Source organism: Achromobacter sp. 2789STDY5608621 (genome assembly GCF_001299375.1).
GTDB classification, from domain to species: domain Bacteria; phylum Pseudomonadota; class Gammaproteobacteria; order Burkholderiales; family Burkholderiaceae_B; genus Achromobacter; species Achromobacter insuavis.
Genome location: NZ_CYTU01000075.1, coordinates 1 through 22303, shown reverse-complemented (window position 1 = coordinate 22303; position 22303 = coordinate 1). Strand labels below are relative to the sequence as shown.

The following is a 22303-nucleotide window of genomic DNA, read 5'->3' as shown; positions in this document are numbered from 1 at the left end:
CCCGCCCCGGCCCCCCGCCATTCCCGTTTTCCTTTGCTGAATCCCCATCATGAAATCTTCCATGCGCAGCCGGCTGGAGCATCTGTGTCACCGCCTGATCGAGGTGGACGCGCTGCTCGCCGAACCGGAAACCGCGGCCGACATGGACCGCTTCCGCAAGCTCTCGCGCGAGCGTTCCGAGCTGGAGCCGGTGGTCGAGGCGTTCACCGCTTTCGTGCGCGGCGAGGAAGACCTGGCGACCGCGCAGGAGATGCTGTCCGATCCCGAGCTGAAGGCGATGGCCGAGGACGAGATCAAGAGCGGCCGCGTCAAGCTGGAATCGCTGGAAGCGGCGCTGCAATTGCTGCTGCTGCCGCGCGACCCCAATGACGGCCGCAGCGTGTTCCTGGAAATCCGCGCCGGCACCGGCGGCGACGAAAGCGCGCTGTTCTCGGGCGACCTGCTGCGCATGTACACGCGCTACGCCGAACAGCGCGGCTGGCGCGTCGAGCTGATGTCGGAAAGCGCGTCGGAGCTGGGCGGCTACAAGGAAGTGATCGCGCGCATCGAGGGCGACGGCGCCTATGGCCGCCTGAAATTCGAATCCGGCGCGCACCGCGTGCAGCGCGTGCCCGCCACCGAGGCGCAGGGCCGCATCCATACCTCGGCCTGCACGGTGGCCATCATGGCCGAAGCCGATGCCATGTCGGAGATCGTCATCAACCCGAGCGACCTGCGCATCGACACGTTCCGCGCCAGCGGCGCCGGCGGCCAGCACATCAACAAGACCGACTCGGCCGTGCGCATCACGCACTTGCCGACCGGGCTGGTGGTGGAGTGCCAGGACGACCGTTCGCAGCACCGCAACAAGGACAAGGCCATGCAGGTGCTGGCCGCGCGCCTGAAGGACCGGGAAGTCCGCGAGCGCCAGAGCAAGGAAGCGGCCGAACGCAAGAGCCTGATCGGCTCCGGCGACCGCTCCGAGCGCATCCGCACCTATAACTTCCCGCAGGGCCGCGTCACCGACCATCGCATCAACCTGACGCTGTACAAGCTGCAGCAGATCATGGAAGGCGATCTGGAAGAGCTGACCGGCGCCCTGATCGCCGAGCACCAGGCCGAGCAGTTGGCGGCGCTGGGCGACGATATCTGAGGCCGCCGCCCCGCCCACGCCGTTGAGATTGCCACGCCGATGACCGCCCAGATCAAGAGCCTGCTGCTGGACACGCGCCTGCCCCGGCTCGAAGTGCGCATGCTGCTCGAGCACGTGCTGGCCAAGCCGCGCGCCTGGCTGCTGGCGCATGACACCGACCCGCTGGCGCCGGACGTGGCCGCGGCCTACGAGGCGCTGGCGCAGCGCCGCCTGACCGGCGAGCCGATGGCCTATCTGCTGGGGCAGCGAGAATTCATGGGGCACGCGTTCCGCGTGACGCCCGACGTGCTGATCCCGCGCCCGGACACCGAGGTGCTGGTGGAAACCGCGCTGGAATGCGTGGCCGGGCAGTCCGCGCCCGCCGTGCTGGACCTGGGCACGGGCAGCGGCGCCATCGCCATCTCGATCGCCCTGGCGCGCCGCGATGCCCGCGTGATGGCGAGCGACGTGAGCGCCGCCGCGCTGGCCGTGGCCGCGGGCAATGCCTGGGAGCTGACCGCCTCGGTGCGCTTCGTCGAAGGCAGCTGGTACGACGCGGTGCCCGCCGGCGAGGGCTTCGACCTGATCGTGTCCAATCCGCCGTATGTCGCCAGCGACGATCCGCACCTGGGACAGGGCGACGTGCGCTTCGAGCCGCGCGGCGCGCTGACCGATGGCGCCGACGGCCTGGAAGACCTGCGCCGCATCGTGGCCGGCGCCCATCGCCACCTGAAGCCGGGCGCGGCATTGTGGATGGAGCACGGCTGGGACCAGGCCGAGGCGGTGCGCGGCCTGCTGGCCGCCGCGGGCTTCGCCGACGTCCACAGCCGGCGCGACCTGGCCGGCATCGAACGCATTTCCGGCGGACGCTGGCCCGGGCGGGGCTGACGCCGGGCCGGCGATTTGTAACCGGCTGCCGCGCCGCAACCGGCCGATTCCCGGGGGCCGCCCCGGGGAATCCGGGACGAAATCCCGCCTGTACCTATAATTGGCGTATTCCGTTATGCCTCCTGTCCAAGAGACCACCATGAGCGACGTTCAAGAATTCATCCGCGAAACCGTGACCCAGCACCCCGTCGTGCTGTTCATGAAGGGCACCGCCCAGTTCCCGCAATGCGGCTTTTCCGGCAAGGCCATCCAGATCCTCAAGGGCTGTGGCGTCAAGAAGCTGGTCACCGTGAATGTGCTGGAGGACGACGAAGTCCGCCAGGGCATCAAGGAATTCTCGAACTGGCCGACGATTCCGCAGCTGTACGTGGCCGGCGAGTTCATCGGCGGTTCGGACATCATGAACGAGATGAACGAATCGGGCGAACTGAAGACCCTGCTGGAGCAATCCGGCGCCACGGCCTGATTCCGTGCGGCGACTGGTCATCGGCATCACGGGCGCCACCGGCGCCCTCTACGCGGTGCGCATGCTGCAGGCGCTGCGCGGCGTGGACGATGTCGAGACGCACCTGGTGGTGTCGGCCTCGGGCGTGCTGAACATCAAGCACGAACTCGATGTCAGCCGCCATGATGTCTACGCGCTGGCCGACCACGTGCACAGCGTGCGCGATGTCGGCGCCACGCTGGCCAGCGGCGCGTTCCAGACCGCCGGCATGGTCATCGTGCCGTGCTCGATGCGCACGCTGGCGGCCGTGGCCCACGGCCTGTCCGACAACCTCATCACGCGCGCGGCCGACGTCACGCTCAAGGAGCGTCGCCGCCTGGTGATGATGGTGCGCGAAACGCCGTTCAACCTGGCGCACCTGCGCAACATGACCGCCGTCACCGAGATGGGCGGCATCGTGTTCCCGCCGTTGCCGGCGTTCTACCATCGCCCGGCCAGCATCGAGGAAATGGTGGATCACACCGTGGCCCGCGTGCTGGAGCTGTTCGACATCCATGTGCCCGGTCCGCACTGGGAAGGCATGAAATAAGCGCCGTCGCGGCCCACGGGCCGTGAATGGTGAACGCCCCGGAGATCGGTTGATCTCCGGGGCGTTTTCGTTTCAGCGCGCGTTGTGGCGGGCGATCAGCCCGCCGCACGCCGCGCGGCGGTCATTCCACCAGACCCAGCCCGTTGAGCGCGGCCAGGTTTTCCGGCCAGCGGCGCGCGCGGGCGTTCTGCAGTTCGATGCGGGCCCAGGCCATCCAGCCGGCCCACTCGATGCGCTTGTCCCACGCGGTGCCCCAGGCCTGCAGCGCGGCCAGGCCGGCGGCGGCATGGCCTTCGGCGGCCTCGAAGTCGCCCGCCGTCAGCGCCAGTTGCGCCAGCAGCAGGCGCGGCTCGGCGACCCACGGGTTGTGCGCCACCGCGGCTTCCAGCATGTGGCGCGCCGTGTCCATTTCGGTCTGCGGATGCATGCGGGTGACGACCTGCCAGTACAGCGCGCTGGCGGCGGCCTCGTCGCGCGGGCTGAGCGTGGCGCGGCAATGGTCGAAGGCGGGCGGCAGCGGGATGCCGGTATCGGCCGGCAGCGCCGACAGCGGCGCCAGCAGGTGCGACAGCATCGACAGGATGTTCGACGGCGGCTTCAGCGGGCCGGGCCACAGCGAGGCGGCCCAGTGCGATTTGAGGTCGCGGCGCTGCTGCTGCGGATAGCCGGCGAAGATCTCGTCCTGCCAGCTGTGCCATTGTTCGCCGATGTCGGCGGCCGATACCACGATGAAGGCGGCGACCTGGCGCGGCGTGAAGGTGAAGACCTGGCCGTCGGCGCCTTCCAGCGTCAGGCCCTCGGGGCCCTGGCCCTGGCCTTGCAGGATGGCCTGCACGAAGCGGGTGCGCGGCATGGCGCAGAACAGGCTGACCCATTCCTCGGCCTCGGCGCCCAGCACCTCGCGCAGCGTGTTGCGTTCGCGCTCGCGGTCGAACAGCGTCAGGTCGACGTACTCATTGCCATACACGCTGTGGAACAGGCCCAGCAGCCGCACCTCGCGCGGCTGGTTCCACAGCGTCAGAGTGCGGTAGACGCCCAGCAGGTGATGCTTGAAGGTGCCGGCCTTGTGCCAGTCTTCGCCGGCGCTGCGGGCAAACAGCAGGTCGAGCAGGACGGGCAGGTCGGCATCGACGGCGGCATAGTGGTCGGCCAGCAGGGCGCGCGCGTGCGGATGCAGTTCGTTGGGGGTGGACATGGCAATGACGGCAAGGGGTTGGGAATCCAGCCGCTATTGTGTCGCGCGCGGCCGCGCTTGTCATGGCGGCGGGCCTTATACGGAAATGCGCATATCAATATGAAAATTCATCGCTTCCGGTTTTGAAGGGCGCTCACTAGAATCCGGGGCTTCCCTTCCCTGTTCGATTGCCGAGATTCCCATGCGTCTACGCCACACCCTGGCCGCCGTTGCCACCCTCATCGGATTTGCCGCCGCCGCGCCGGCGATGGCGCAGGACGCCGAACTGAAAGTCGGCGTGACCGTCGGCCCGCACGCCCAGATCGGCGAAGTGGTGCAGCAGGTCGCGGCCAGGCAGGGCCTGAAGGTCAAGCTGGTCGAGTTCAGCGACTTCATCCAGCCCAACGCCGCGCTGGACGCCAAGGAGCTGGACCTGAACATCTACCAGCACAAGCCCTTCCTGGAATCGCAGAACAAGGCGCGCGGCTACAAGCTGGTGCCGGTGGCCACGGCCGTGGTGCAGCAGATGGGCATCTATTCCAAGCGCGTGAAGTCGCTGGACGACCTGCAGCCGGGCGCCAAGGTGGCGATCCCCAACGATCCGACCAACGGCGCCCGCGCGCTGCTGGTGCTGCAGGCCGCCAAGCTCATCAAGCTCAAGGACGGCGTGACCGTGACGGCCTCGCTGTTCGACGTGGTCGACAACCCGAAGAAGCTCAAGTTCGTCGAGATCGAGGCCGCGCAGCTGCCGCACTCGCTGGCCGACGTCGATGCCGCCGCCGTGAACTCGGCCTACGCCATCCCGGCCGGCCTGTCGCCCGCCAAGGACGCGCTGGCGCTGGAAAGCAAGGATGCGCCGTTCGCCGCCGTGGTCATCGCCGCGCGCGAGGACAACAAGAACGATCCGCGCATCGCGCGCTTCATCAAGGCCTACCAGTCCGACGAGGTGAAGGCCTTCGTGGCGCAGAAATTCCCCGGCGCGTACACCACCTCCTGGTAAGCCATGTCGACGCTGACGATCTATCCGCAGGACGACCCGGCCGCCGGCCGGCGGCTGGATGACGCCGGCGAGATCCGGCGCGAGCTGGCCGCCATCGGCGTGACCTTCGAGCGCTGGCGGGCGCAGGCGCCGGTGGCGCCCGGCGCGCCGCAGGCCGAGGTGCTGGCGGCGTATCGTCCCGAGATCGAGCGGCTGGTGGCCGAGCGCGGCTATCGCAGCGTCGATGTGGTCAGCCTGGATCCGGCGCATCCGGACCGCGAGGCGCTGCGCCGCAAGTTCCTGGCCGAGCACACGCACGCCGATGACGAGGTGCGCTTCTTCGTCGCCGGCAGCGGCTTGTTCACGCTGCATGCCGCCGGCCGCGTCTACGCGGTGCTGTGCGAGCAGGACGACCTGATTTCGGTGCCGGCCGGCGTGCCGCACTGGTTCGACATGGGCTCGGCGCCCGCCTTCACCTGTATCCGGCTGTTCAATGACCCGGCCGGCTGGGTGGCGCAGTTCACGGGCGATGACATCGCCGCGCGCTTTCCGGTATTGCCCTGAAGGCGAGGGCGTTTCGCCTCACGCGTATTTGCCCGTCAGGCCCCCGTCCACCAGCAATTCCGTGCCGGTGATGTACGACGCTTCATCCGACGCCAGGAACGCCACCGCGTTCGCCACTTCCCACGGCGTGCCCATGCGGCCCATCGGCACCTGCCGGTCGCGCGCCGCGCGCGCGGCTTCCAGATCGTCCTTGGCGAACATGCCGGCCACGTTCTTCGCGACGCGCGGCGTATCGATCAGGCCCGGAATCACCGTGTTGACGCGGATGCCGTCGGCCGCATACTGCTGCGCCGCCATGCGCGCGAAATGGATCACCGCGGCCTTGCTGACGCTGTAGGCCAGGTGGGGATAACCGGTGTAGCGGATGCCGGCGATCGACGACACGGTGACGATGGCGCCGCCGCCCTGCGCGCGCATCACGGGCGCCAGCAGGCGCGTGGCGATCAGCAGGCTGGTGACGTTGACGCGCTGGATGCGGTCCCAGTCGGCCAGGTCGATGTCTTCCGGGCCGCCGACCTTGCCGATGCCGGCATTGGCCTGCAGCACGTCGATGCGGCCGTAGTGGCCGAGCGCCGCGTCCACGGCGGCCCGCATGGCGTCCGCGTCGGCCACGTCGGCCTGCAGGGGCAGCGCCTGGCCGCCGGCGCGTTCGACTTCATGCGCCGCGTCCTCGGCCGCCGCCCGGTCGGCGTCCAGCGCGATGATGGCCGCGCCCTGGCGCGCCAGGGTCACGCAGCTGGCCTTGCCGATGCTCCAGCCGGCGGCCGACGAACCCGCCCCGGCCACCAGCGCGACCTTGCCCGCCAGCCGCGCGCCGGGCGCGGGCGGGATCACGACGACTCTCCGTCGCGCTGGTGCGACTTGCCCTTGCCGACGTAGGGAATGGCGTGGTCGATGGTTTCCCAGATGTAGCGGCCGGACGGGCTCTGCTGCTCCTCGGCCACGTGCGACACCAGGCCGGCGGCGCGCGAGATGACCGCAAAGCCGCGCATCAGCGCGGTGGGCACGCCGATCTCGCTGAGCAGCGCGGCGACCGCGCCGGTGGCGTTGATGGTGATGTGCTTGCCGTAGGTCTCGTCGATCGCCGCCGCCAGCAGCCGCAGCGCCTTGAGCGAATCGCCGGACAGGTCCGGCTCGGCTTCGGCCAGCGCCAGCAACTTGATCGAACGCGGGTCGTCGGGCTTGTGCAGGTGATGGCCGAAGCCCGGCAGCGGCTGGCGGCTGGCGCGGAATTCGCGCGCGATCGCCAGCGCCTCGGCGCGGCCGTCGGCGGCCTGGCGGATGCGGTCCAGCAGGCGCGAGCAGTTCTCCATGGTGCCGACGAACTGGCTGCCGACCGCCATCAGGCCGGATGCCACCGCGCCCTGCAGGTTCTCGGGCGCGCTCATGTAGATCAGGCGGGTGGCGATGGCGCTGGGCGTGAGGCCGTGCTCCATCAGGGTCACCAGCACCGCGTCGACGATGCGCATGTCCACCGGCCGCGCCTCGCGGCCCAGGATCTGCATGATCATGACTTCGGTGAAGGTCTTCTTGCCGATCAGGTCTTCCACCAGGTCGACGTCGCGGTACGACATGCCGGTGAGGTGATGGGCGCACAGGCGGGTTTCGGGCGTGTTCATGAAGACTCCTTGAGGGCCGCGTCGCGCACGGCGTTCTTGAGCACCTTGCCGACGGGCGAGCGCGGCAGGCTGTCATGGATGTGGATCTGCTTGGGCGTGGCGACCGGGCCGAGCAGGCCGCGCACGTGCGCCTTGAGCGCATCGGCATCGGCGGGCGCGCCGGGATGCAGCTGCACCGCGGCGTGGACGGCTTCGCCCCACTTGTCGTCGGGCAGGCCGAACACCGAGCATTCGTATACGGCGGGGTGGGCCGACAGCGCGTTCTCGACGTCGACGGGATAGATGTTGAAGCCGCCGGTGATGATGACGTCGCGCAGCCGGTCCTTCAGGAACAGGTAGCCGCGCGCGTCGATCAGGCCGGTGTCGCCGGTGTGCAGCCAGCCATCGACGATGGTCTCGGCGGTCTTCTCGGGCAGGCGCCAGTAGCCCGACATCACCAGGTCGCCGCGCACCACCACTTCGCCGATCTCGCCGCGCGGCAGCAGCGCGCCGGCCGGGTCCATGATGGCGACGTCCGACAGCCAGGTGACGCGGCCGACCGAGGCGCGGTTGTCGGGCGATTCGAGGTCGGCGGGGCGCAGCACCGTGACGATCTGCGGCGCCTCGGTCTGGCCGTAGGTGGTGCCCAGCACCGGGCCGAAGAAGGCGCGGGCGCGTTCGATCTTCTCGGGCGGCATCGGCGCGCCGCCGTAGATCAGGTTGCGCAGCGCCGGAAAGTCGGCGCGCGACACGCCCGGCTGCGCCATGATCATGTAGATCAGCGTCGGCGGCATGAAGCTGAGGGTGCCGCCGCGTTCGCGGAAGGCGGTGGTGATCGAGGCCGGCGTGGCGCTGTCGAGCAGCACGTGGGCGCCGCCGCGCGCCAGCACCGGCAAGAGGTAGGTGCCGGTGCCGTGCGTGACGGGCGCGGCGACCACGTAGCGGTCCTCGTGCGTCAGGCCCCAGCTGTGGATCTGGTTGATGATGGCGGCGTTCCAGGCGTGATAGGGCTGCATCACGCCCTTGGGCAGGCCGGTGGTGCCGCCGGTGAATTTGATTGCCTGGGTGGCGTCGCGCGGCAGCGCGTGGCGCAGCGGTTCGCGCCCGACGCCGCGTTGCAGCAGGGTGTCGACATCCAGGCCAGCGGCGTCCGCCGACAGGCTCACGCGGTGCGGCGCGCCCGCCGCGACCAGCGCGTCGCCGGCGCCGTCCACCATGACGATGGACGGTTCGGTGGCATCCAGGATGCGCCCGATCTCGCGCGCCGTGCTGCGGGTGTTGAGCGGCACCCAGACCTTGCCGCTGGCCAGCACCGCCAGCAGCGCCAGGATGTGGCGACCGGTGTTGCCGGCGCAGAGGGCGACGCGGGTCTGCGGCGCCGGGTCCAGGTCCTGCAGAGCGGCCGCCAGCGCGCGCACCTGCGCGGCCAGCTGCTCGTACGTCACCTGGCCCTCGGGCGCGTCCAGCGCCACGCGCTCCGGGTATTGCTCGGCGGCGCGGAAAAAGAAATCGATCGGGTACACCCTGGTGCTCCTCAGTTGGCTTTGATGTCGGCGCGCTTGACCACGGCGCTCCATTTGTCGATTTCGCTGACGATCTTCTTGCCGAAGGTCTCGGGCGTGTTGGGCGGCTGCGGCGCGTAGAAGCCCGATTGCTGGAACGAGGCCAGCAGCGCCGGATTGGCCAGCGCCTTGTTCATGGCCTGGTTCAGGCGCTCGATGACCGCTGGCGGGGTGCCGGCGGGCGCCATCAGGCCGAACCACGATTCGACGTCGAAGCCGGGCAGGCCGGACTCGGCCAGCGTCGGCACGTCGGGCACGGCCGGCAGGCGCTGCGGCGAGGTGACGCCGATGGCGCGCAGCTTGCCGGCCTGCACGTGCGGCAGCGACGAGGGCAGGTTGTCGAACATCGAGTCGACCTGGCCGCCCAGCAGGTCGGCCACCGCCGGGCCGCTGCCGCGATAGGGCACGTGCAGGATGTCGGTGCCGGTCTGCATCTTGAACAGCTCGCACGACAGGTGGATCGACGAGCCGCTGCCCGACGAGGCGCAGGTCAGCTTGCCGGGATGGGCCTTGGCGTAGGCCAGGTATTCGGGCACGGTCTTGACCGGCAGCTTGGGGTTGACCACCAGGATGTTGGGAATGGTCGCCAGTAGGCCGATCGGCTTGAAGTCCTTGATGAAGTCGTAGTTGAGCTTGCTGTAGAGCGTGCGGTTGATGGTGTTGGCGATCGAGCCGACGTACAGCGTGTAGCCGTCGGGCGCGGCGCGCGAGACGATTTCGGCGCCGATGTTGCTGTTGGCGCCGGTCTTGTTCTCCACCACGATGGTCTGGCCCAGTTCCTCGTTCAGGGCCTTGGCCACCAGGCGCGCGACGATGTCGGTGGCGCCGCCGGCGGCATAGCCGACCACCAGGGTCACCGGGCGTTCGGGATAGGGCTTGGCGGCCTGGCTGGCGGTCGCGAATGCCAGGGCGCCCGCCAGGGCCGCGGCGCTGGCGGCCAGCCGCCTGCTGAATGTCTGCATGGTTGTCTCCGTCTCGTTTGTCTAATATCTGGACAGATCTTTGCCTGCCCGATTTCATATTGGGCTTTGATAAGCGCCTCAGCAACGCAAGGTGTCCAGAAAATGAACAAGACGGAAAGCGATGACGGCGGGCCGCGGGTGCTGCGGCGCGGGCTGCGGGTGCTGGGCGTGTTGCGCCAGGCGGGGGCCGCCGGCATGCACGTGACCGACATCGCGCGCGCCGCCGGCATGCAGCGCTCCACCGTGTACCGCTATCTGGACGTGCTGGCGCAGGAGGGTTACGCGCTGCGCGAGCCGGATGCGCCGCACTGGCGCGTGGCGGAGCTGGGCGTGATGATGGCCGGCGATCCGCACGCCGAAGCGGTGCGCGGCCTGCGGCCGGTGCTGCGGCAGATCAGCGATGTCAGCGGCGATTCGGCGTTCCTGATCTGCCGTGCCGGCGGCGATTCGCTATGCCTGCATCGCGAGGTCGGCAACTACCCGGTGCAGGTGCTGGCGGTGACGATCGGCCATCGCCAGCCGCTGGGCGTGGGCGCGGCTGGCCTGGCGCTGCTGGGCGCCCTGCCGCCGGCCGAGGCCGACGAGGTGATCGCGCAGAATGAACAGGCCCTGCGCGCCTATGGCGGCATGACGGTGGCGCAGATGCGGCGGCTGGCCGAGAACGCCCGCGACCGCGGTTGGGCGGTGGTGGGCAATGCCGCCGTGCCGGGCGTGCTGGGCGTGGGGGTGGCGCTGTGCGACGCCAGCGGCTATCCGCGGCTGGCGGTCAGCGTGTCGAGCCTGATCGACCGCATGCAGGCGCCGCGCCAGCGCGCGATTGCGGAATTGATCCGCGCCCAGCTGGGGCGTCAGGCCTGGGCCGGCGCCGGCGCGCGGTAGGTCTTCTGGTAATGCACCGTGAAGGTCTTGAACGCATCCAGCGCCTTGCGCGGGTCATGGCCCGGCTTGACCAGGAAGCTGTCGAAGCCGACGCGCGCCTGGTAGTGGATGGTGTCGATCATCACGTCGCCCACCGCCCGCAGCTCGCCGGTCCACTGATAGCGGGTGCGCAGCAGTTGTGCCAGCGAGTAGCCGCGGCCATCGGTGTAGACGGGGAAGTCCACCGCGATGAAGGCGATGCCCGCCGGGTCGAGCGTGCCGTCGGCTTCCAGCAGGTCGCGCAGGTCGGCGTCCGGCCCCAGCAGGACCGCGACCGGATGGCGATGGCGGCGCAGCGTGGCGTGCGAGGCTTTCCAGGTGGCCAGCGGCACGATCCAGCCGGGCTCGTCGGTCGGCACCTGGCCGTCGGCCGCCACCTCGGGGTCGGGCACGAAGGGGCGGGCGCTGTCGGCTTCCAGCCGGCCGTTGCGGATCAGGTGCGGGCCGGGCGCGTCGTGGGCATAGAGCTCAGACATGGGCGGCCTCCTGCGCGGGCTTGGCAAAGGCGGGGTCCGAATAGACGTCCTGCTTGAAGGGATCGATGCCGACCCGGTCCACCACGTCGATGAAGCGTTCTTCTTCGCTGTCGCGCAGCCCCAGGTAGGTCTGGATCAGGCGGTCGACCACGCCCGGCACCTGGTCGCGGGCGAACGACGGGCCGATGATGCGGCCGATGGCGGCGCCGCCGCCCTTCGTCGATTCGATGTCGGGCAGCGGCTTGGCGGCGCCGTTCTGGCGGCCGCCGATGGTGACCTGGTACCACTCTTCGCCGGCCTTATCGACGCCCAGGATGCCGATGTGGCCGACGTGGTGGTGGCCGCAGGAGTTGATGCAGCCGGAGATGTTCAGGTCCAGTTCGCCGATCTCGAACAGGTAGTCGAGGTTGTCGAACTGGCGCTGGATGGCCTCGGCCACGGGGATCGACACGGCGTTGGCGAGCGCGCAGAAATCCCCGCCCGGACAGGCGATGATGTTGGTCAGCAGGCCGACGTTGGGCGTGGCCAGGTTCAGCGCCTCCAGCTTGCCCCACAGTTCGTGCAGGCGGGCGCGGCGCACATCGGCCAGGATCAGGTTCTGCTCGTGCGACACGCGCAGTTCGCCGAAGCCGTATTCATCGGCCAGCGCGGCCACCGCGTCCATCTGGTCGGCGGTGATGTCGCCCGGCGGCACGCCGGTGGCCTTGAGCGAGACGGTGACGGCGGCGTAGCCCGGCGTCTTGTGGGCGTGCACGTTGGTGCGGACCCAGCGCGCGAAGCGCGGATCGGCGGCGGCCAGCGCCGCGGTGTTGTCGGTGTCGTTGGCCGCGGCCGCGTCGTATTGCGGCCAGATGAAGCGCGCGGCGATGGTGTCGACGAATTCCTGCGTGATGGTGTCGGGGCCGCCCTTGATCAGCTGCCACTGTTCGTCCACCTGCTGCGCATAGACTTCCGGCGTCAGGTCCTTCACCAGGATCTTGATGCGCGCCTTGTACTTGTTGTCGCGGCGGCCATGCAGGTTGTAGACCCGCAGCGCGGCCTGCATGTAGGTCAGCAGATCCTGCCATTCGACGAAGGGGTTGATCAGCTTGCCGACGATCGGCGTGCGGCCCATGCCGCCGCCGACCCAGACGCGGAAACCGAGCTTGCCATCGCGCTCGACCGCCTGCAGGCCGATGTCGTGCACGCCGACCGCCGCGCGGTCCTGCACGGCGCCGCTGACGGCGATCTTGAACTTGCGCGGCAGGAACGCGAATTCGGGATGCAGCGTGGACCACTGGCGGATGATCTCGCACCACACCAGCGGGTCGATCAGCTCGTCCGGCGCGACGCCGGCGAAGTGGTCGGTGGTGGTGTTGCGGATACAGTTGCCGCTGGTCTGGATGGCGTGCATCTGCACCGTGGCCAGTTCGGCCAGGATGTCCGGCACGTCTTCCAGCTTGGGCCAGTTGAACTGGATGTTCTGGCGCGTGCTGAAGTGGCCGTAGCCGCGGTCCCACTTGCGCGCGATGTGCGCCAGGGTGCGCAGCTGGCGCGAGGCCAGGATGCCGTAGGGGATGGCCACCCGCAGCATCGGCGCGTGGCGCTGGATATACAGGCCGTTCTGCAGGCGCAGGACGCGGAAATCATCTTCGGTGAGCTGGCCGTCGAGGAAGCGGCGCGTCTGGTCGGCGAACTGCGCCACACGCTCTTCGACAAGCTGCTGGTCGACGGGGTCATACACGTACATGTCTACTGCCCTTGAGGTCTTCTCGGTCTGGTCCCCGCAAGCGTGGCCCGCCGTGGGCGGGGACTGGGGGATTCATAACCGTAACAGGCAGCCGCTTCGAGCGTCTAAGTCATTCTGGTAATAAGCGTATGCCCTCCACGCCGGGGGGATTCCCCAACGGTGGGGCCTACAGCGCGGCGTTGACCGCCCAGCGCGCCACCAGCACCAGGATCACGACCAGGCAGGCCGCCATCAACAGGCCGGTGAGGATCAGCGGGGCGGGTTTGTTGTGGGCGATGTCGGCGTCGTAGCCGCGGCCGCGGCGCACGCCGAAAAAGCCCCACAGGACGGATTTGACCGTGCGCAGGAAGCTGAGCATCGGGATGGTCTCCTGAAAGGGGATGCGCCCACTGTAGCCGCCCCGGCGCGGGCGGGGCAGATGCAGATTCGCCCCAGGCGACCGTATCAGATGGCGCCGGCGGCGGGCGTGCCGATGCCGCGCACGATGTGGTCCAGCAGTTCGCGCGCGGCCGGCGAGATGTGGCGGCCGGCGCGGCTGAGCACGTGCAGGCTGCCCTGGTTGAGGATGGGGTTGGCCAGCGGCAGGCTGGCCAGGCGCATCGCGGCCATGTCGGCGGTGACCGCGATGGGCGGCGTCAGGGCGTAGCCGATGCCGGTGGCGGCGAACTGCCACAACGCCTTGAACGACGAGGTGGTCAGCACGTTGCGCAGCCGCACCTGTTCGCTGATCTCGGCGGCCTGGATGTGCTGGCGCACGCCGAAGCCTTCCTGCATCGAGGCGCCGGGGTACTCGACCAGGTCGGTCAGCAGCAGCGGCCGTTGCAGGCGCGTCAGCGGATGTTCCTGGCGCACGATGGCCCGGATCGGCTCGGGCCGCGAGTAGTGCGTGCGCAGCCGGGCGTCGTTGGGCGGCTGGAACACCAGCCCGATATAGGCCAGGTCGTCGACGATGCGCTGCACGATCTCGGAGGTGCGGGCCACGTCGATGTCCAGCGTCACCTCGGGATGGCTGCGCCAGTAGCCGGGCAGCACCCGGTCGAACATCAGCTCGACGAAGCCTTCGCCCAGCACCAGGTCGATGTGGCCGCGCTCCGCCTTGCGCAGACTGTCGATTTCCGAGAAGAAGCTTTCCTGGATGTTCTGCTGGCGCTTCACGTAGCGCGCCAGGATGTGGCCGGCGTCGGTCGGCACCACGCCGCGGCCGCGCCGCTCGAACAGGGCCATGCCGCAGTCGCGCTCCAGCGCCGCGATGGCGCGGCTGACGGCGGACGGGTCCATGTTCAGCACTTCGGCGGCGCCGCGCACCGAACCCCGGCTCATGACCTGCATGAAGTAATGGGTGCGGCGGGCGTCGAGTTTTTCGTCCATGGCGGTGCTCCGTGGCGCAAAGGCATCGGTTCGGCCTGCAACATATTGAGGGTTTACCCTGATATATTGCTGGTTCTTGCAAAAAATTCCCTGTCTAGGGGCATCCGTTGCATTTTACGCAACACATTAGCCCTGGCGGTGTCATGGTTGGCGCGCCGGCCCCCGGGCGAAAATCGCCGCTGCCGCCCGCTCGCCCCGCGAGCCGCCCCGTACCGGCCCTCCAGCCCGGGGGCGACCGCCGTGGATGTGCCGATCGGGCCGCTCCAATACCTACTCACGTACTCAGGGGAATCCGATGTCTCATGCCGGCGCCAGCCTGGCCATGCCCGCCATGCCGCTATCCAGCCGCATCCGCATGCTTGTCGCCATCTTGCTGGTGGTGCTCGTGTCCGAAGCGATCGGCAGCGCCACCTTCGCGGTGGGTCCGGGCAAGATCGTTCTGCAGCCCATGCTCTGGGCCATCTTCATCGGCGCGGTGGTGGCCGCCGTCGGCCAGCGCCTGCCGTCTGGCGTCGGCATCGACACCGCCATGCAGACCCGCATCAGCGGCTACCTGCAGTACGCGCTGCTGCCGTTCCTGGCCAAGCTGGGCCTGATGGTCGGCGGCTCGCTGCCGCAAGTGCGCGAGGCCGGCTGGGCCCTGGTGTTCCAGGAGTTCGGCCACTTCTTCGGCACCATGGCCATCGGCCTGCCGCTGGCGCTGCTGCTGGGCATCAAGCGCGAAGCCATCGGCGCGACGTTCTCGGTGGGCCGCGAGCCCAGCCTGGCGATCATCGGCGAGCGCTACGGCATGAATTCGCCCGAAGGCCGCGGCGTGATGGCCGAGTACATCACCGGCACCGTGATCGGCGCGCTGTTCGTGGCGCTGATGGCCGGCTTCATCACCAGCCTGAACATCTTCGATCCGCGTTCGCTCGCCATGGGCGCCGGCGTGGGCTCGGGCAGCATGATGGCCGCGGGCGTGGGCGCCATCGCCTCGCAGCAGACGCCGGAAGTGGCGCACCAGGTGGCCGCGCTGGCCGCCGCCGCCAACCTGCTGACCACGGTGGTGGGCGTCTACTTCACGCTGTTCATTTCGCTGCCGACGACCATCTTCCTGTACGGCAAGCTGGAGCCGGTGCTGGGCCGCTTCTCGCGCGCCAAGGCCGAAACCGCCGCCGACACCCCGGCCGCCACCGAGGCGCCGTCGCATGCCGTGAAAATGGGCTTCGGCGACCGCCTCACGGCCTACGCCGTGTGCGGCCTGTTCGCGCTGGTCGGCAACCAGTTCGGCTACAAGGTGCCGATCCTGGACGCGCTGCCCGGCATGCTGATCATCATCCTGCTGGTCGTGATCGCCGACCTGCTGCTGCGCGTGGTGCCCAAGCTGCCCGCCGTGGCGGTGCTGTCGCTGATCGCGATGACCGTGGGCTGCCCCGGCGCGGTGCCGTATTCGGACCAGATCATCGCCGCGGTCAACAAGGTCAACTTCCTGCCGTTCACGACGGTGATCCTGGCCATGGCCGGCCTGTCGATCCTGAAGGACCTGCCGGCCTTCCGCAAGCTCGGCTGGAAGATCGTGGTGGTGTCGCTGGCGGCCAACGCCGGCACCTTCCTGGGCGCGACGATGATCGCCGAGTTCTTCCACTGATCGGGCGCCGCCGTCCGGCAAGTGAAAAAGCCGCCCTGTGGGCGGCTTTTTTTTACGCTCAGGTGCGGGCGTTGGGCCGGTAGCGCGCGTTGTCGGTGACGTTCTCGGTCGGGCCGATGTTCTCGACCTTGGGGATGCCGAGACCGGCGGCCTTCATGGCCACGGCGGTCTGCAGTTCCTGCACCTGCGGATTGCCCATGGCCACGCGGTAGGGCTGCAGCGGCGTCAGGCCCTCGATGGTGCCGAGGTCGTTGGCGGTGTCGGCGCGCAGCGCCACCGGGTCGGGGCGCGCCGAGAATTCGTCGATGGCGCGGCGCAGGCGCGCGTCGGCGTACAGGTCGCGCAACTGGTCGACGTTGACGGCGGCGGGCGCGGCGGCCGCGGCGGCAACCGCCGTGGATGGCGTGTTTGTGACGGCGCGGCTGGCATCGGCGTCGTCGGTGCGCGGCGCGGGCGCAGTGCGGGCGATGCGCTGGGCCTGCCAGGCGGCCTGCGCCTGCGCGCTGCGTTGCGCCTGGCGCGTGGCGGCGTTGCGGGCGGCCCATTCGGCTTCCCAGACGGGGCGGGTGTCGTCCAGCAGCGGGATGCGCGCGGCATACGGCGGGGCGACGCGGGCGATGGGGGAGACGGCGGTCACGTTCATGCGTGGGCTCCCTGTTCTGTGGGGTCTACCAATTGGTCCGGCGGGGACCTTGGAAGTTCAATATAGACGGCCGTCGGCGCAGCGGTATGTCGATCTGTAAGAAAAAAAAGCCCCTGGCAAGCGCCAGGGGCGAGCGGCGGGCCCAAGAGGGCGCGCCGTACCGGGCGGCCGTTGCGCCTGGAGCCCGGCGGGTTCTCCAGGCCTGGCGGCCACCCAAACCGGAGCGGGTCAGGCGTGCGGCAGCGTCGCCTGCATCGACGGGCGCTGGTTGAACGCCTTGAACCACGCGGCGACGGCGGGGTGGCCGGCGCGCCAGTCGAAATCGGGATAGCGGAAGTCCAGGTAGCCCAGGGCGCAGCCGACGGTGATGGTGCCGATGTCCAGGCGGCCTTCCAGGCGGGCGGCGGTCTTTTCGAGCAGCGCCAGGCCGTCGCGCACCTTGCCCATCTGGCCTTCGTACCAGCCGTCCCAGCGCAGCGGCTCGGGACGCAGCACGGTCTCGTAGCGCGCCAGCAGCGCCGCGCCCAGCATGCCGTCGCCCAGCGATTGCTCGGCCAGCGCGGCCCAGCGCGCGGCGCCGGCCGGGAACAGCGCGCCCCGGCCCAGGTCGTTGAGGTATTCGCAGATGACGCGGCTGTCGAACAGGCGCTGGCCGTCGTCGGTGATCAGGGTCGGCACCTGGCCCAGCGGGTTGTCGGGGATGATGTTCTGGTCGCGGGCCACGGGGCCGGCGGCGCTGGGCAGCTTTTCGATGCGGTCGGCCAGCCCCAGCTCGTGGGCGATGACCATGCATTTGCGCACGAAGGGCGAGGCGGGCGAGAAGTAGATCTTCATGGGTGTCCTTGTCGGTGGGGGAGCGTCAGTGTTGGCCACGGGCCAGGTGTTGTCCAGCGACCCAGCCGAAAGTCAGCGCGGGCCCCAGCGTGATGCCGGGCGCGGGATAGGCGCCGCCCATGACCGAGTGCATGTCGTTGCCGGCCACGTAGAGGCCGGGGATGGCCTGGCCGCTGGCATCCACGGCCTGCGCATTGCCGTTGGCCGCGATGCCGCAGGCGGTGCCGATGTCGCCGGCATAGACCTTGACCGCGTAGTAGGGGCCGGCGCCGAGCGGGGCCAGGCAGGGATTGGGTTGGTGTTCGGGGTCGCCCAGGTAGCGGTTGTAGGCGGTGCCGCCCTTGCCGAAGTCGGGGTCCAGGCCCTGCGCCGCGTGTTCGTTGTAGCGCGCCACGGTGGCGTGCAGCGCGTCCGGCGGCACGCCCAGCTTTTGCGCCAGCGCTTCCAGCGTCGGCGCCTGCAGCAGGTAGCCGGCGTCGATCAGGTGCTGGCGCGGGCGGCCGCCGGGCAGCGCCAGGCCCAGGCCCCAGGTGTCGATGAAGCGCTGATCGCACAGCAGGAAGGCGGGCATGGTCGGCGCCTGTTCGTGGCTGCGGTACATGGCCTGCACGAAGGCGTGGTACGAGGTCGATTCGTTGACGAAGCGGCGGCCGGCGCCGTTGACGGCGATCAGGCCCGGCTTGGCGCGGTCCCACACCAGGTGCGGATAGTGCAGCCGTTTGCCGCCGGGTTGTTCCAGGATCGAGACCGGGGCCCAGAAGGCGGGGCTGGAATGGCCCTGGCCCAGCGCCGCGCCGGCGTCCTCGGCCAGGCGGATGCCGTCGCCGGTATTGTCGCGCGGCGACATCGACCAGTCGTCGGTGGGGTGGGGATAGGTCTGGCGGCGGCGCGTCGAATCCCACGGAAAGCCGCCCGTGGCCATGACCACGCCACGGCGGGCGCGGATGTTGATGCGCCGGCCCTCGTGTTCGACGGTGGCGCCCAGCACCGCGCCGTCGGCGTCGCGCAGCAGCGCCAGCGCCGGCGTGTTGAGCCAGTACGGCACCTTGCGCGCCAGCATGGCGTGGAACAGTTGCGCGGCCAGCGCGTTGCCCAGCAGCAGGCGGGTGCCGCGGTGGTAGCCGCGCAGGCGGTCCGCGCCATAGCGCAGCACCAGCTTCATGGCGTGGCGCCACGAGGCGAACGCGCCGGTGGCGCGCAGCAGGTGGCGCACGTCCGTGATGCTGACCATCATGCCGCCCAGCACCGTGAACTCCTTCAACGGATCGCGCAGCGTCTTGAAGTGGCGGCCCAGCTTGCGGCCGTCGAATTCCACCGGATCGAGCGAGCGGCCGCCCATGGCGGCGCCGGGCAGGTCGGGGTAGTAGTCGGGCGAGGCGGTGCGCGCGGCCACCTGCAGGAAGCCGCGCGCGACCAGGTCATCCATCATGCGCGGGCCGGCGTCGAGATAGGCGCGCTTCATCTCGTCGGAGGCCGCGGCGCCGACGGTTTCCTGCAGATAGGTCCAGACCTTGTCGAAGCTGTCCGGATGGCCGGCGGCCTCGGTCTGCGCGTTCAGCGGTATCCATAGCGCGCCGCCGGAAATGGCGGTCGAGCCGCCGATGCGGTCGGTCTTCTCGATGAGCAATACGTCCAGGCCCGCCACGCTGGCGGTCAGCGCGGCGCTCATGCCGCCCGCGCCCGAGCCGACCACGAGCGCGTCGACTTCCTTGTCCCACTTGATGCTGTCCATGCTGCCTATGCTCCCGACCCGCCCAGCGACTTGCCGCCGTCCACGAAAATCACCTGGCCGGTGATGAAGTCCATTTGCGGCGAGGCCAGGAACGACACCGCGTTGGCCACGTCTTGCGGCTGGCCGGCGCGGCCCGTGGGCTGCAATGCCAGCTGGGCCGCCAGGCGCTCGGCGCTCAGGTTGCGCAGCAGCGGCGTGTCGATCAGCCCGGGGGCGATGGCGTTGACCAGGATGCCGCGCGGCGCCAGCTCCATGGCCGAGGCGCGGGTGTAGCCCACCAGCGCGGCCTTCGAGGCCACGTAGTGCGGATGGTTGCGCGCGCCCAGGTAGGCGCGCGAGGCGATGTTGACGATCTTGCCGCCGGCGGCCATGTCGCGCGCGGCTTCCTGCGTCAGGGTGGCGACGGCCAGCAGGTTGACGTCGAACATGCGGCGGTAGTCGTCGCTGGAGACGTCGAAGAACTTGCGCTCGTCGAACAGGCCGGCGTTGTTGACCAGCGCCGCCAGCGGCGCCAGTTCGCGCACCAGGGCGCGGGTGGCGTGTTCGTCGGCCAGGTCGACCACGCGGTAGTCCACGTCCAGGCCCTGCGCGCGCAGCGCCTGGGTTTCCTGGCCGGCCAGGGCCGCGTTGCGGTCGGCCATGACGACCCGAAAGCCGTCGCGCGCCAGCCGTTCGACGATCGCCAGGCCCATGCCGCTGGCGCCGCCGGTCACCAGCGCGGTGCCACGAGAATTGAGGGGTTCCATATCGATTCCTATACGGCCAGGTAGCCGCCGTCCACCGGCAGCACCACGCCATTGACGTAGCTGGCCATGGCCGAGGCCAGGAACAGCACGGGGCCGACGATCTCGTCGGCGCGTCCGGCCCGCGCCATGGGCGCGCGCCGCATGTACCAGTCGGTGCCGTGGGCCTGGGCGCGCTGGCCGGCGGTCATCTCGGTTTCCATCAGGCCGGGGGCGACGGCGTTGACTCGCACGCCGTGCGGCGCCAGGTCGCGCGCCAGCACTTCGGTGAAGGAGCGCACGCCGCCCTTGGAGACCACGTAGCCGGCGGTCGAGATGCCGCAGCCGTAGGCCACGATCGAGCACAGGTTGACGATGGCGCCGCGGCTGGCCTTGAGCTGTTCGACGAAGGCGTGGGTGACGTTGAAGGTGCCTTGCAGGTTCACGTTCATCACGCGCTCCCAGATCTGCGGCGTCTGCGGATCGTCGAACGACGCCCGCGCCGAGATGCCGGCGTTGTTGACCAGCACGTCGATGGCGCCATGGCGCGCCTCGCACTCGTCGGCGAAGGCGCGCACCGCGGCGGCATCGGTCACGTCCAGCGCGGCATCGATGGCGCGGCCGCCCGCGGCCGCGATGGCCTGGGCGCTGGCGCGGGCCAGGGCGGGATCGAGGTCGGCCACGATCACGGTGGCGCCTTCGCGGGCGAAGCCCTGCGCGATGGTGGCGCCCAGGCCGCGTCCGGCGCCGGTGACGAGGACTCGCTTGTCTTGCATCATCAGGGTCATGGTGTGTTGGCTCCTAGCCGCCCAGGTAGGCGCGCTGCACGCCTTCGTCGCTGGCCAGCGCGGCCGATTCGCCTTCCAGCGCGATCTCGCCGTTTTCCAGGATGTAGGCATAGCTGGACACCGACAGCGCCAGCTTCACGTTCTGTTCCACCAGCAGGATGGTGATGCCCTGCTCGCGGTTCAGGCGCAGCACGATGTCGAAGATCTGTTCCACCACCAGCGGCGACAGGCCCATGGACGGCTCGTCCAGCAGGATCATGCGCGGGCGGGCCATCATGGCGCGGCCGGTGGCCAGCATCTGCTGTTCGCCGCCCGACAGCGTGGCGGCCTTCTGCTCGAAGCGCTCGCGCAGCCGCGGGAAGGTGTCGCAGACCATGTCCAGGTCGGCCTTGACCGCCAGGCGGTCCTGGCGCAGGTAGGCGCCCATTTCCAGGTTTTCGCGCACGCTCATCTCGCGGAAGATCTCGCGGCCTTCCGGCACCTGCACGATGCCGCGGCCGACGATGGCGTCGGCCGGCTGGCGGTGTATCGGTTCGCCGGCAAAGCGCACGCTGCCCGCGGTGGGCGTCACCAGCCGCGAGATCACGTTGAGCGTGGTGGACTTGCCGGCGCCGTTGGCGCCCAGCAACGCGACGATGGCGCCTTGCGGCACCTTCAGCGACACGTCCTGCAGGGCGCGGATATTGCCGTAGGCGGCGCTGACCGATTCGACTTCAAGCAGGTTCTCAGCCACCGGCGGCTCCCTTGCCCAGATAGGCTTCGATGACGCGGGGGTTGCTGCGCACCTCCGCGGGCGTGCCTTCGGCGATCTTCTCGCCGAACGACATGACGGTGATGCGATCGGAGATCGACATCACCAGCTGCATCACGTGCTCGACCAGCAGCACCGTGATGCCGTCGCGTTCGCACAGTTCGGTGAGGATGTGGTCGAGCGTCTCGATCTCGCGGTTGCGCAGGCCGGCGGCGGGCTCGTCCAGCAACAGCAGCTTGGGCGAGATGGCCAGCGCGCGCGCCAGTTCCAGCATCTTCTGGCGGCCGAAGTCCAGGCTGCACGCGGGCGTGTCGAGGAAATCGGCCAGGCCGACGCGTTCCAGCAGGTGCTCGACGCGTTCGCGCGCCTCGGCATTGGCCGGGCGCAGCAGGCGCGAGGCCGTGTTGGCGCCGTGCGCATAGGTGCCCAGCAGCGCGTTCTCGCGCACCGTCAGGGCGCTGAACAGTTCCAGGTTCTGGAAGGTGCGGGCCACGCCCAGCGCGGCCATCTCGTGCGGCTTCTTCTTCGTGATGTCGACGCCGTCGAAGACGATGCGCCCCTGCGTCGGCCGGTAGTAGCGCGAGACGCAGTTGAAGGTGGTGGACTTGCCGGCGCCGTTGGGGCCGATCAGCGCGTGGATGCGGCCGCGCTCGACCTGCATCGACAGGCCGTTGATGGCGGTGAGGCCGCCGAACTTCACCGTCAGGCCCTGGACGTCGAGGTAGGGTTGGGCGCTCATGCCGCGCTCCTTTGCGAGGGTTTGGCGGCGCCGCCATGGGCGTCCCGGCGCGCGGGCAGCGGGGCGGCCGGCGGCGGCGCGCGGCGGCGCGCCTCGCGGCC

At 69.7% G+C, this 22303-nt stretch carries 24 protein-coding genes; 8 read left to right on the top strand and 16 right to left on the bottom strand.

What is annotated here, in order from left to right:
- The first annotated feature begins 49 nt into the window (after positions 1-49).
- The 4 genes from prfA (at position 50) to AOZ53_RS31785 (ending at position 3033) form a co-directional block, all read left to right on the top strand.
- Complete coding sequence (prfA, locus tag AOZ53_RS31800; protein WP_054474855.1) at positions 50-1132, top strand: peptide chain release factor 1; 1083 nt, start codon at positions 50-52, stop codon at positions 1130-1132.
- Positions 1133-1171: 39 nt separating this feature from the next.
- Complete coding sequence (prmC, locus tag AOZ53_RS31795; protein WP_054490898.1) at positions 1172-1999, top strand: peptide chain release factor N(5)-glutamine methyltransferase; 828 nt, start codon at positions 1172-1174, stop codon at positions 1997-1999.
- A 139-nt stretch (positions 2000-2138) separates the two neighbouring features.
- Entirely contained in the window at positions 2139-2465 is a 327-nt protein-coding gene (grxD, locus tag AOZ53_RS31790; RefSeq protein WP_006391696.1) for a Grx4 family monothiol glutaredoxin, read from the top strand.
- A 4-nt stretch (positions 2466-2469) separates the two neighbouring features.
- Positions 2470-3033 carry a UbiX family flavin prenyltransferase gene (locus AOZ53_RS31785; RefSeq protein WP_054429371.1) on the top strand — a complete coding sequence of 188 codons (564 nt, stop codon included), beginning with the start codon at positions 2470-2472 and terminating at the stop codon, positions 3031-3033.
- Between the two features lie 121 nt (positions 3034-3154).
- Here AOZ53_RS31785 and AOZ53_RS31780 read toward each other — a convergent pair whose 3' ends face one another.
- Positions 3155-4228, bottom strand: coding sequence for a DUF6817 domain-containing protein (locus AOZ53_RS31780; protein ID WP_054429372.1), 1074 nt, complete (start codon positions 4226-4228; stop codon positions 3155-3157).
- Positions 4229-4409: 181 nt separating this feature from the next.
- Here AOZ53_RS31780 and AOZ53_RS31775 point away from each other — a divergent pair, with 181 nt between their 5' ends.
- Positions 4410-5207 (top strand): MetQ/NlpA family ABC transporter substrate-binding protein, encoded by a 798-nt coding sequence (locus tag AOZ53_RS31775; RefSeq protein WP_054429373.1) that lies wholly within the window; start codon positions 4410-4412, stop codon positions 5205-5207.
- A 3-nt stretch (positions 5208-5210) separates the two neighbouring features.
- Positions 5211-5750, top strand: a complete 540-nt coding sequence (locus AOZ53_RS31770) for a 1,2-dihydroxy-3-keto-5-methylthiopentene dioxygenase (protein ID WP_054474853.1) — start codon at positions 5211-5213, stop codon at positions 5748-5750.
- An 18-nt stretch (positions 5751-5768) separates the two neighbouring features.
- Here the strand turns inward: AOZ53_RS31770 and AOZ53_RS31765 are convergent, their stop codons facing one another.
- The 4 genes from AOZ53_RS31765 to AOZ53_RS31750 are packed head-to-tail and all read right to left on the bottom strand — an operon-like array spanning position 5769 to position 9872.
- A complete protein-coding gene (locus tag AOZ53_RS31765) occupies positions 5769-6584 on the bottom strand; it encodes an SDR family NAD(P)-dependent oxidoreductase (protein WP_054490896.1) in 816 nt (271 codons plus the stop codon).
- Positions 6581-7369, bottom strand: coding sequence for a citryl-CoA lyase (locus tag AOZ53_RS31760; RefSeq protein ID WP_054490894.1), 789 nt, complete (start codon positions 7367-7369; stop codon positions 6581-6583). The genes AOZ53_RS31765 and AOZ53_RS31760 overlap by 4 nt, the downstream gene beginning before the upstream one ends.
- Positions 7366-8871 (bottom strand): class I adenylate-forming enzyme family protein, encoded by a 1506-nt coding sequence (locus AOZ53_RS31755; RefSeq protein ID WP_054429377.1) that lies wholly within the window; start codon positions 8869-8871, stop codon positions 7366-7368. Before AOZ53_RS31755 ends, AOZ53_RS31760 begins: the two co-directional genes overlap by 4 nt.
- An 11-nt stretch (positions 8872-8882) precedes the next feature.
- Positions 8883-9872: a Bug family tripartite tricarboxylate transporter substrate binding protein gene (locus AOZ53_RS31750; RefSeq protein ID WP_054474850.1), complete on the bottom strand. Its 990-nt coding sequence runs from the start codon at positions 9870-9872 to the stop codon at positions 8883-8885.
- Between the two features lie 102 nt (positions 9873-9974).
- On the opposite strand from AOZ53_RS31750, the gene AOZ53_RS31745 reads away from it, so the two are divergent.
- A complete protein-coding gene (locus AOZ53_RS31745) occupies positions 9975-10751 on the top strand; it encodes an IclR family transcriptional regulator (RefSeq protein WP_054429379.1) in 777 nt (258 codons plus the stop codon).
- Here AOZ53_RS31745 and AOZ53_RS31740 read toward each other — a convergent pair.
- From AOZ53_RS31740 to AOZ53_RS31725, 4 genes are all read right to left on the bottom strand, one after another.
- Positions 10721-11266 carry a DUF934 domain-containing protein gene (locus tag AOZ53_RS31740; protein WP_054429380.1) on the bottom strand — a complete coding sequence of 182 codons (546 nt, stop codon included), beginning with the start codon at positions 11264-11266 and terminating at the stop codon, positions 10721-10723. The two genes, AOZ53_RS31745 and AOZ53_RS31740, sit on opposite strands and share 31 nt — an antisense overlap.
- Complete coding sequence (locus AOZ53_RS31735; protein ID WP_054429381.1) at positions 11259-12995, bottom strand: nitrite/sulfite reductase; 1737 nt, start codon at positions 12993-12995, stop codon at positions 11259-11261. Before AOZ53_RS31735 ends, AOZ53_RS31740 begins: the two co-directional genes overlap by 8 nt.
- A gap of 166 nt (positions 12996-13161) precedes the next feature.
- On the bottom strand, positions 13162-13353 hold the full coding sequence (locus AOZ53_RS31730; RefSeq protein ID WP_006390012.1) for a DUF2970 domain-containing protein: 192 nt from the start codon (positions 13351-13353) through the stop codon (positions 13162-13164).
- 86 nt (positions 13354-13439) lie between these two features.
- Complete coding sequence (locus tag AOZ53_RS31725; RefSeq protein WP_054429382.1) at positions 13440-14363, bottom strand: LysR family transcriptional regulator; 924 nt, start codon at positions 14361-14363, stop codon at positions 13440-13442.
- 295 nt (positions 14364-14658) lie between these two features.
- Here AOZ53_RS31725 and AOZ53_RS31720 point away from each other — a divergent pair, with 295 nt between their 5' ends.
- Positions 14659-15993, top strand: a complete 1335-nt coding sequence (locus tag AOZ53_RS31720; RefSeq protein ID WP_054429383.1) for a DUF3100 domain-containing protein — start codon at positions 14659-14661, stop codon at positions 15991-15993.
- A gap of 58 nt (positions 15994-16051) precedes the next feature.
- On the opposite strand, the gene AOZ53_RS31715 is transcribed toward AOZ53_RS31720, so the two are convergent.
- From AOZ53_RS31715 to AOZ53_RS31685, 7 genes are all read right to left on the bottom strand, one after another.
- A complete protein-coding gene (locus tag AOZ53_RS31715) occupies positions 16052-16636 on the bottom strand; it encodes a hypothetical protein (protein ID WP_054490893.1) in 585 nt (194 codons plus the stop codon).
- A 228-nt stretch (positions 16637-16864) separates the two neighbouring features.
- Positions 16865-17470, bottom strand: coding sequence for a glutathione S-transferase (locus tag AOZ53_RS31710; RefSeq protein ID WP_054429385.1), 606 nt, complete (start codon positions 17468-17470; stop codon positions 16865-16867).
- 25 nt (positions 17471-17495) lie between these two features.
- Positions 17496-19202 (bottom strand): FAD-dependent oxidoreductase, encoded by a 1707-nt coding sequence (locus AOZ53_RS31705; protein ID WP_054490891.1) that lies wholly within the window; start codon positions 19200-19202, stop codon positions 17496-17498.
- Between the two features lie 5 nt (positions 19203-19207).
- Positions 19208-19948, bottom strand: a complete 741-nt coding sequence (locus tag AOZ53_RS31700) for an SDR family NAD(P)-dependent oxidoreductase (protein ID WP_054474845.1) — start codon at positions 19946-19948, stop codon at positions 19208-19210.
- A gap of 8 nt (positions 19949-19956) precedes the next feature.
- On the bottom strand, positions 19957-20712 hold the full coding sequence (locus AOZ53_RS31695) for an SDR family NAD(P)-dependent oxidoreductase (protein ID WP_054490889.1): 756 nt from the start codon (positions 20710-20712) through the stop codon (positions 19957-19959).
- A gap of 13 nt (positions 20713-20725) precedes the next feature.
- The gene (locus tag AOZ53_RS31690; protein WP_054429688.1) at positions 20726-21433 is read right to left on the bottom strand and encodes an ABC transporter ATP-binding protein; all 708 of its coding nucleotides are present in this window, start codon (positions 21431-21433) and stop codon (positions 20726-20728) included.
- 4 nt (positions 21434-21437) lie between these two features.
- Positions 21438-22202 carry an ABC transporter ATP-binding protein gene (locus AOZ53_RS31685; RefSeq protein WP_054429389.1) on the bottom strand — a complete coding sequence of 255 codons (765 nt, stop codon included), beginning with the start codon at positions 22200-22202 and terminating at the stop codon, positions 21438-21440.
- Between the last annotated feature and the right edge of the window lie 101 nt (positions 22203-22303).

Bases quoted from the DNA above. Each gene is read 5' to 3' on its own strand.
- AOZ53_RS31740 (WP_054429380.1), bottom strand. From the start codon at position 11,266: ATGTCTGAGCTCTATGCCCACGACGCGCCCGGCCCGCACCTGATCCGC.
- AOZ53_RS31750 (WP_054474850.1), bottom strand. From the start codon at position 9,872: ATGCAGACATTCAGCAGGCGGCTGGCCGCCAGCGCCGCGGCCCTGGCG.
- AOZ53_RS31770 (WP_054474853.1), top strand. From the start codon at position 5,211: ATGTCGACGCTGACGATCTATCCGCAGGACGACCCGGCCGCCGGCCGG.
- AOZ53_RS31760 (WP_054490894.1), bottom strand. From the start codon at position 7,369: ATGAACACGCCCGAAACCCGCCTGTGCGCCCATCACCTCACCGGCATG.
- AOZ53_RS31705 (WP_054490891.1), bottom strand. From the start codon at position 19,202: ATGGACAGCATCAAGTGGGACAAGGAAGTCGACGCGCTCGTGGTCGGC.
- AOZ53_RS31710 (WP_054429385.1), bottom strand. From the start codon at position 17,470: ATGAAGATCTACTTCTCGCCCGCCTCGCCCTTCGTGCGCAAATGCATG.
- AOZ53_RS31730 (WP_006390012.1), bottom strand. From the start codon at position 13,353: ATGCTCAGCTTCCTGCGCACGGTCAAATCCGTCCTGTGGGGCTTTTTC.
- AOZ53_RS31775 (WP_054429373.1), top strand. From the start codon at position 4,410: ATGCGTCTACGCCACACCCTGGCCGCCGTTGCCACCCTCATCGGATTT.
- AOZ53_RS31725 (WP_054429382.1), bottom strand. From the start codon at position 14,363: ATGGACGAAAAACTCGACGCCCGCCGCACCCATTACTTCATGCAGGTC.
- prmC (WP_054490898.1), top strand. From the start codon at position 1,172: ATGACCGCCCAGATCAAGAGCCTGCTGCTGGACACGCGCCTGCCCCGG.
- AOZ53_RS31685 (WP_054429389.1), bottom strand. From the start codon at position 22,202: ATGAGCGCCCAACCCTACCTCGACGTCCAGGGCCTGACGGTGAAGTTC.
- prfA (WP_054474855.1), top strand. From the start codon at position 50: ATGAAATCTTCCATGCGCAGCCGGCTGGAGCATCTGTGTCACCGCCTG.
- AOZ53_RS31720 (WP_054429383.1), top strand. From the start codon at position 14,659: ATGTCTCATGCCGGCGCCAGCCTGGCCATGCCCGCCATGCCGCTATCC.
- AOZ53_RS31700 (WP_054474845.1), bottom strand. From the start codon at position 19,948: ATGGAACCCCTCAATTCTCGTGGCACCGCGCTGGTGACCGGCGGCGCC.
- AOZ53_RS31715 (WP_054490893.1), bottom strand. From the start codon at position 16,636: ATGAACGTGACCGCCGTCTCCCCCATCGCCCGCGTCGCCCCGCCGTAT.
- grxD (WP_006391696.1), top strand. From the start codon at position 2,139: ATGAGCGACGTTCAAGAATTCATCCGCGAAACCGTGACCCAGCACCCC.
- AOZ53_RS31780 (WP_054429372.1), bottom strand. From the start codon at position 4,228: ATGTCCACCCCCAACGAACTGCATCCGCACGCGCGCGCCCTGCTGGCC.
- AOZ53_RS31695 (WP_054490889.1), bottom strand. From the start codon at position 20,712: ATGACCCTGATGATGCAAGACAAGCGAGTCCTCGTCACCGGCGCCGGA.
- AOZ53_RS31735 (WP_054429381.1), bottom strand. From the start codon at position 12,995: ATGTACGTGTATGACCCCGTCGACCAGCAGCTTGTCGAAGAGCGTGTG.
- AOZ53_RS31745 (WP_054429379.1), top strand. From the start codon at position 9,975: ATGAACAAGACGGAAAGCGATGACGGCGGGCCGCGGGTGCTGCGGCGC.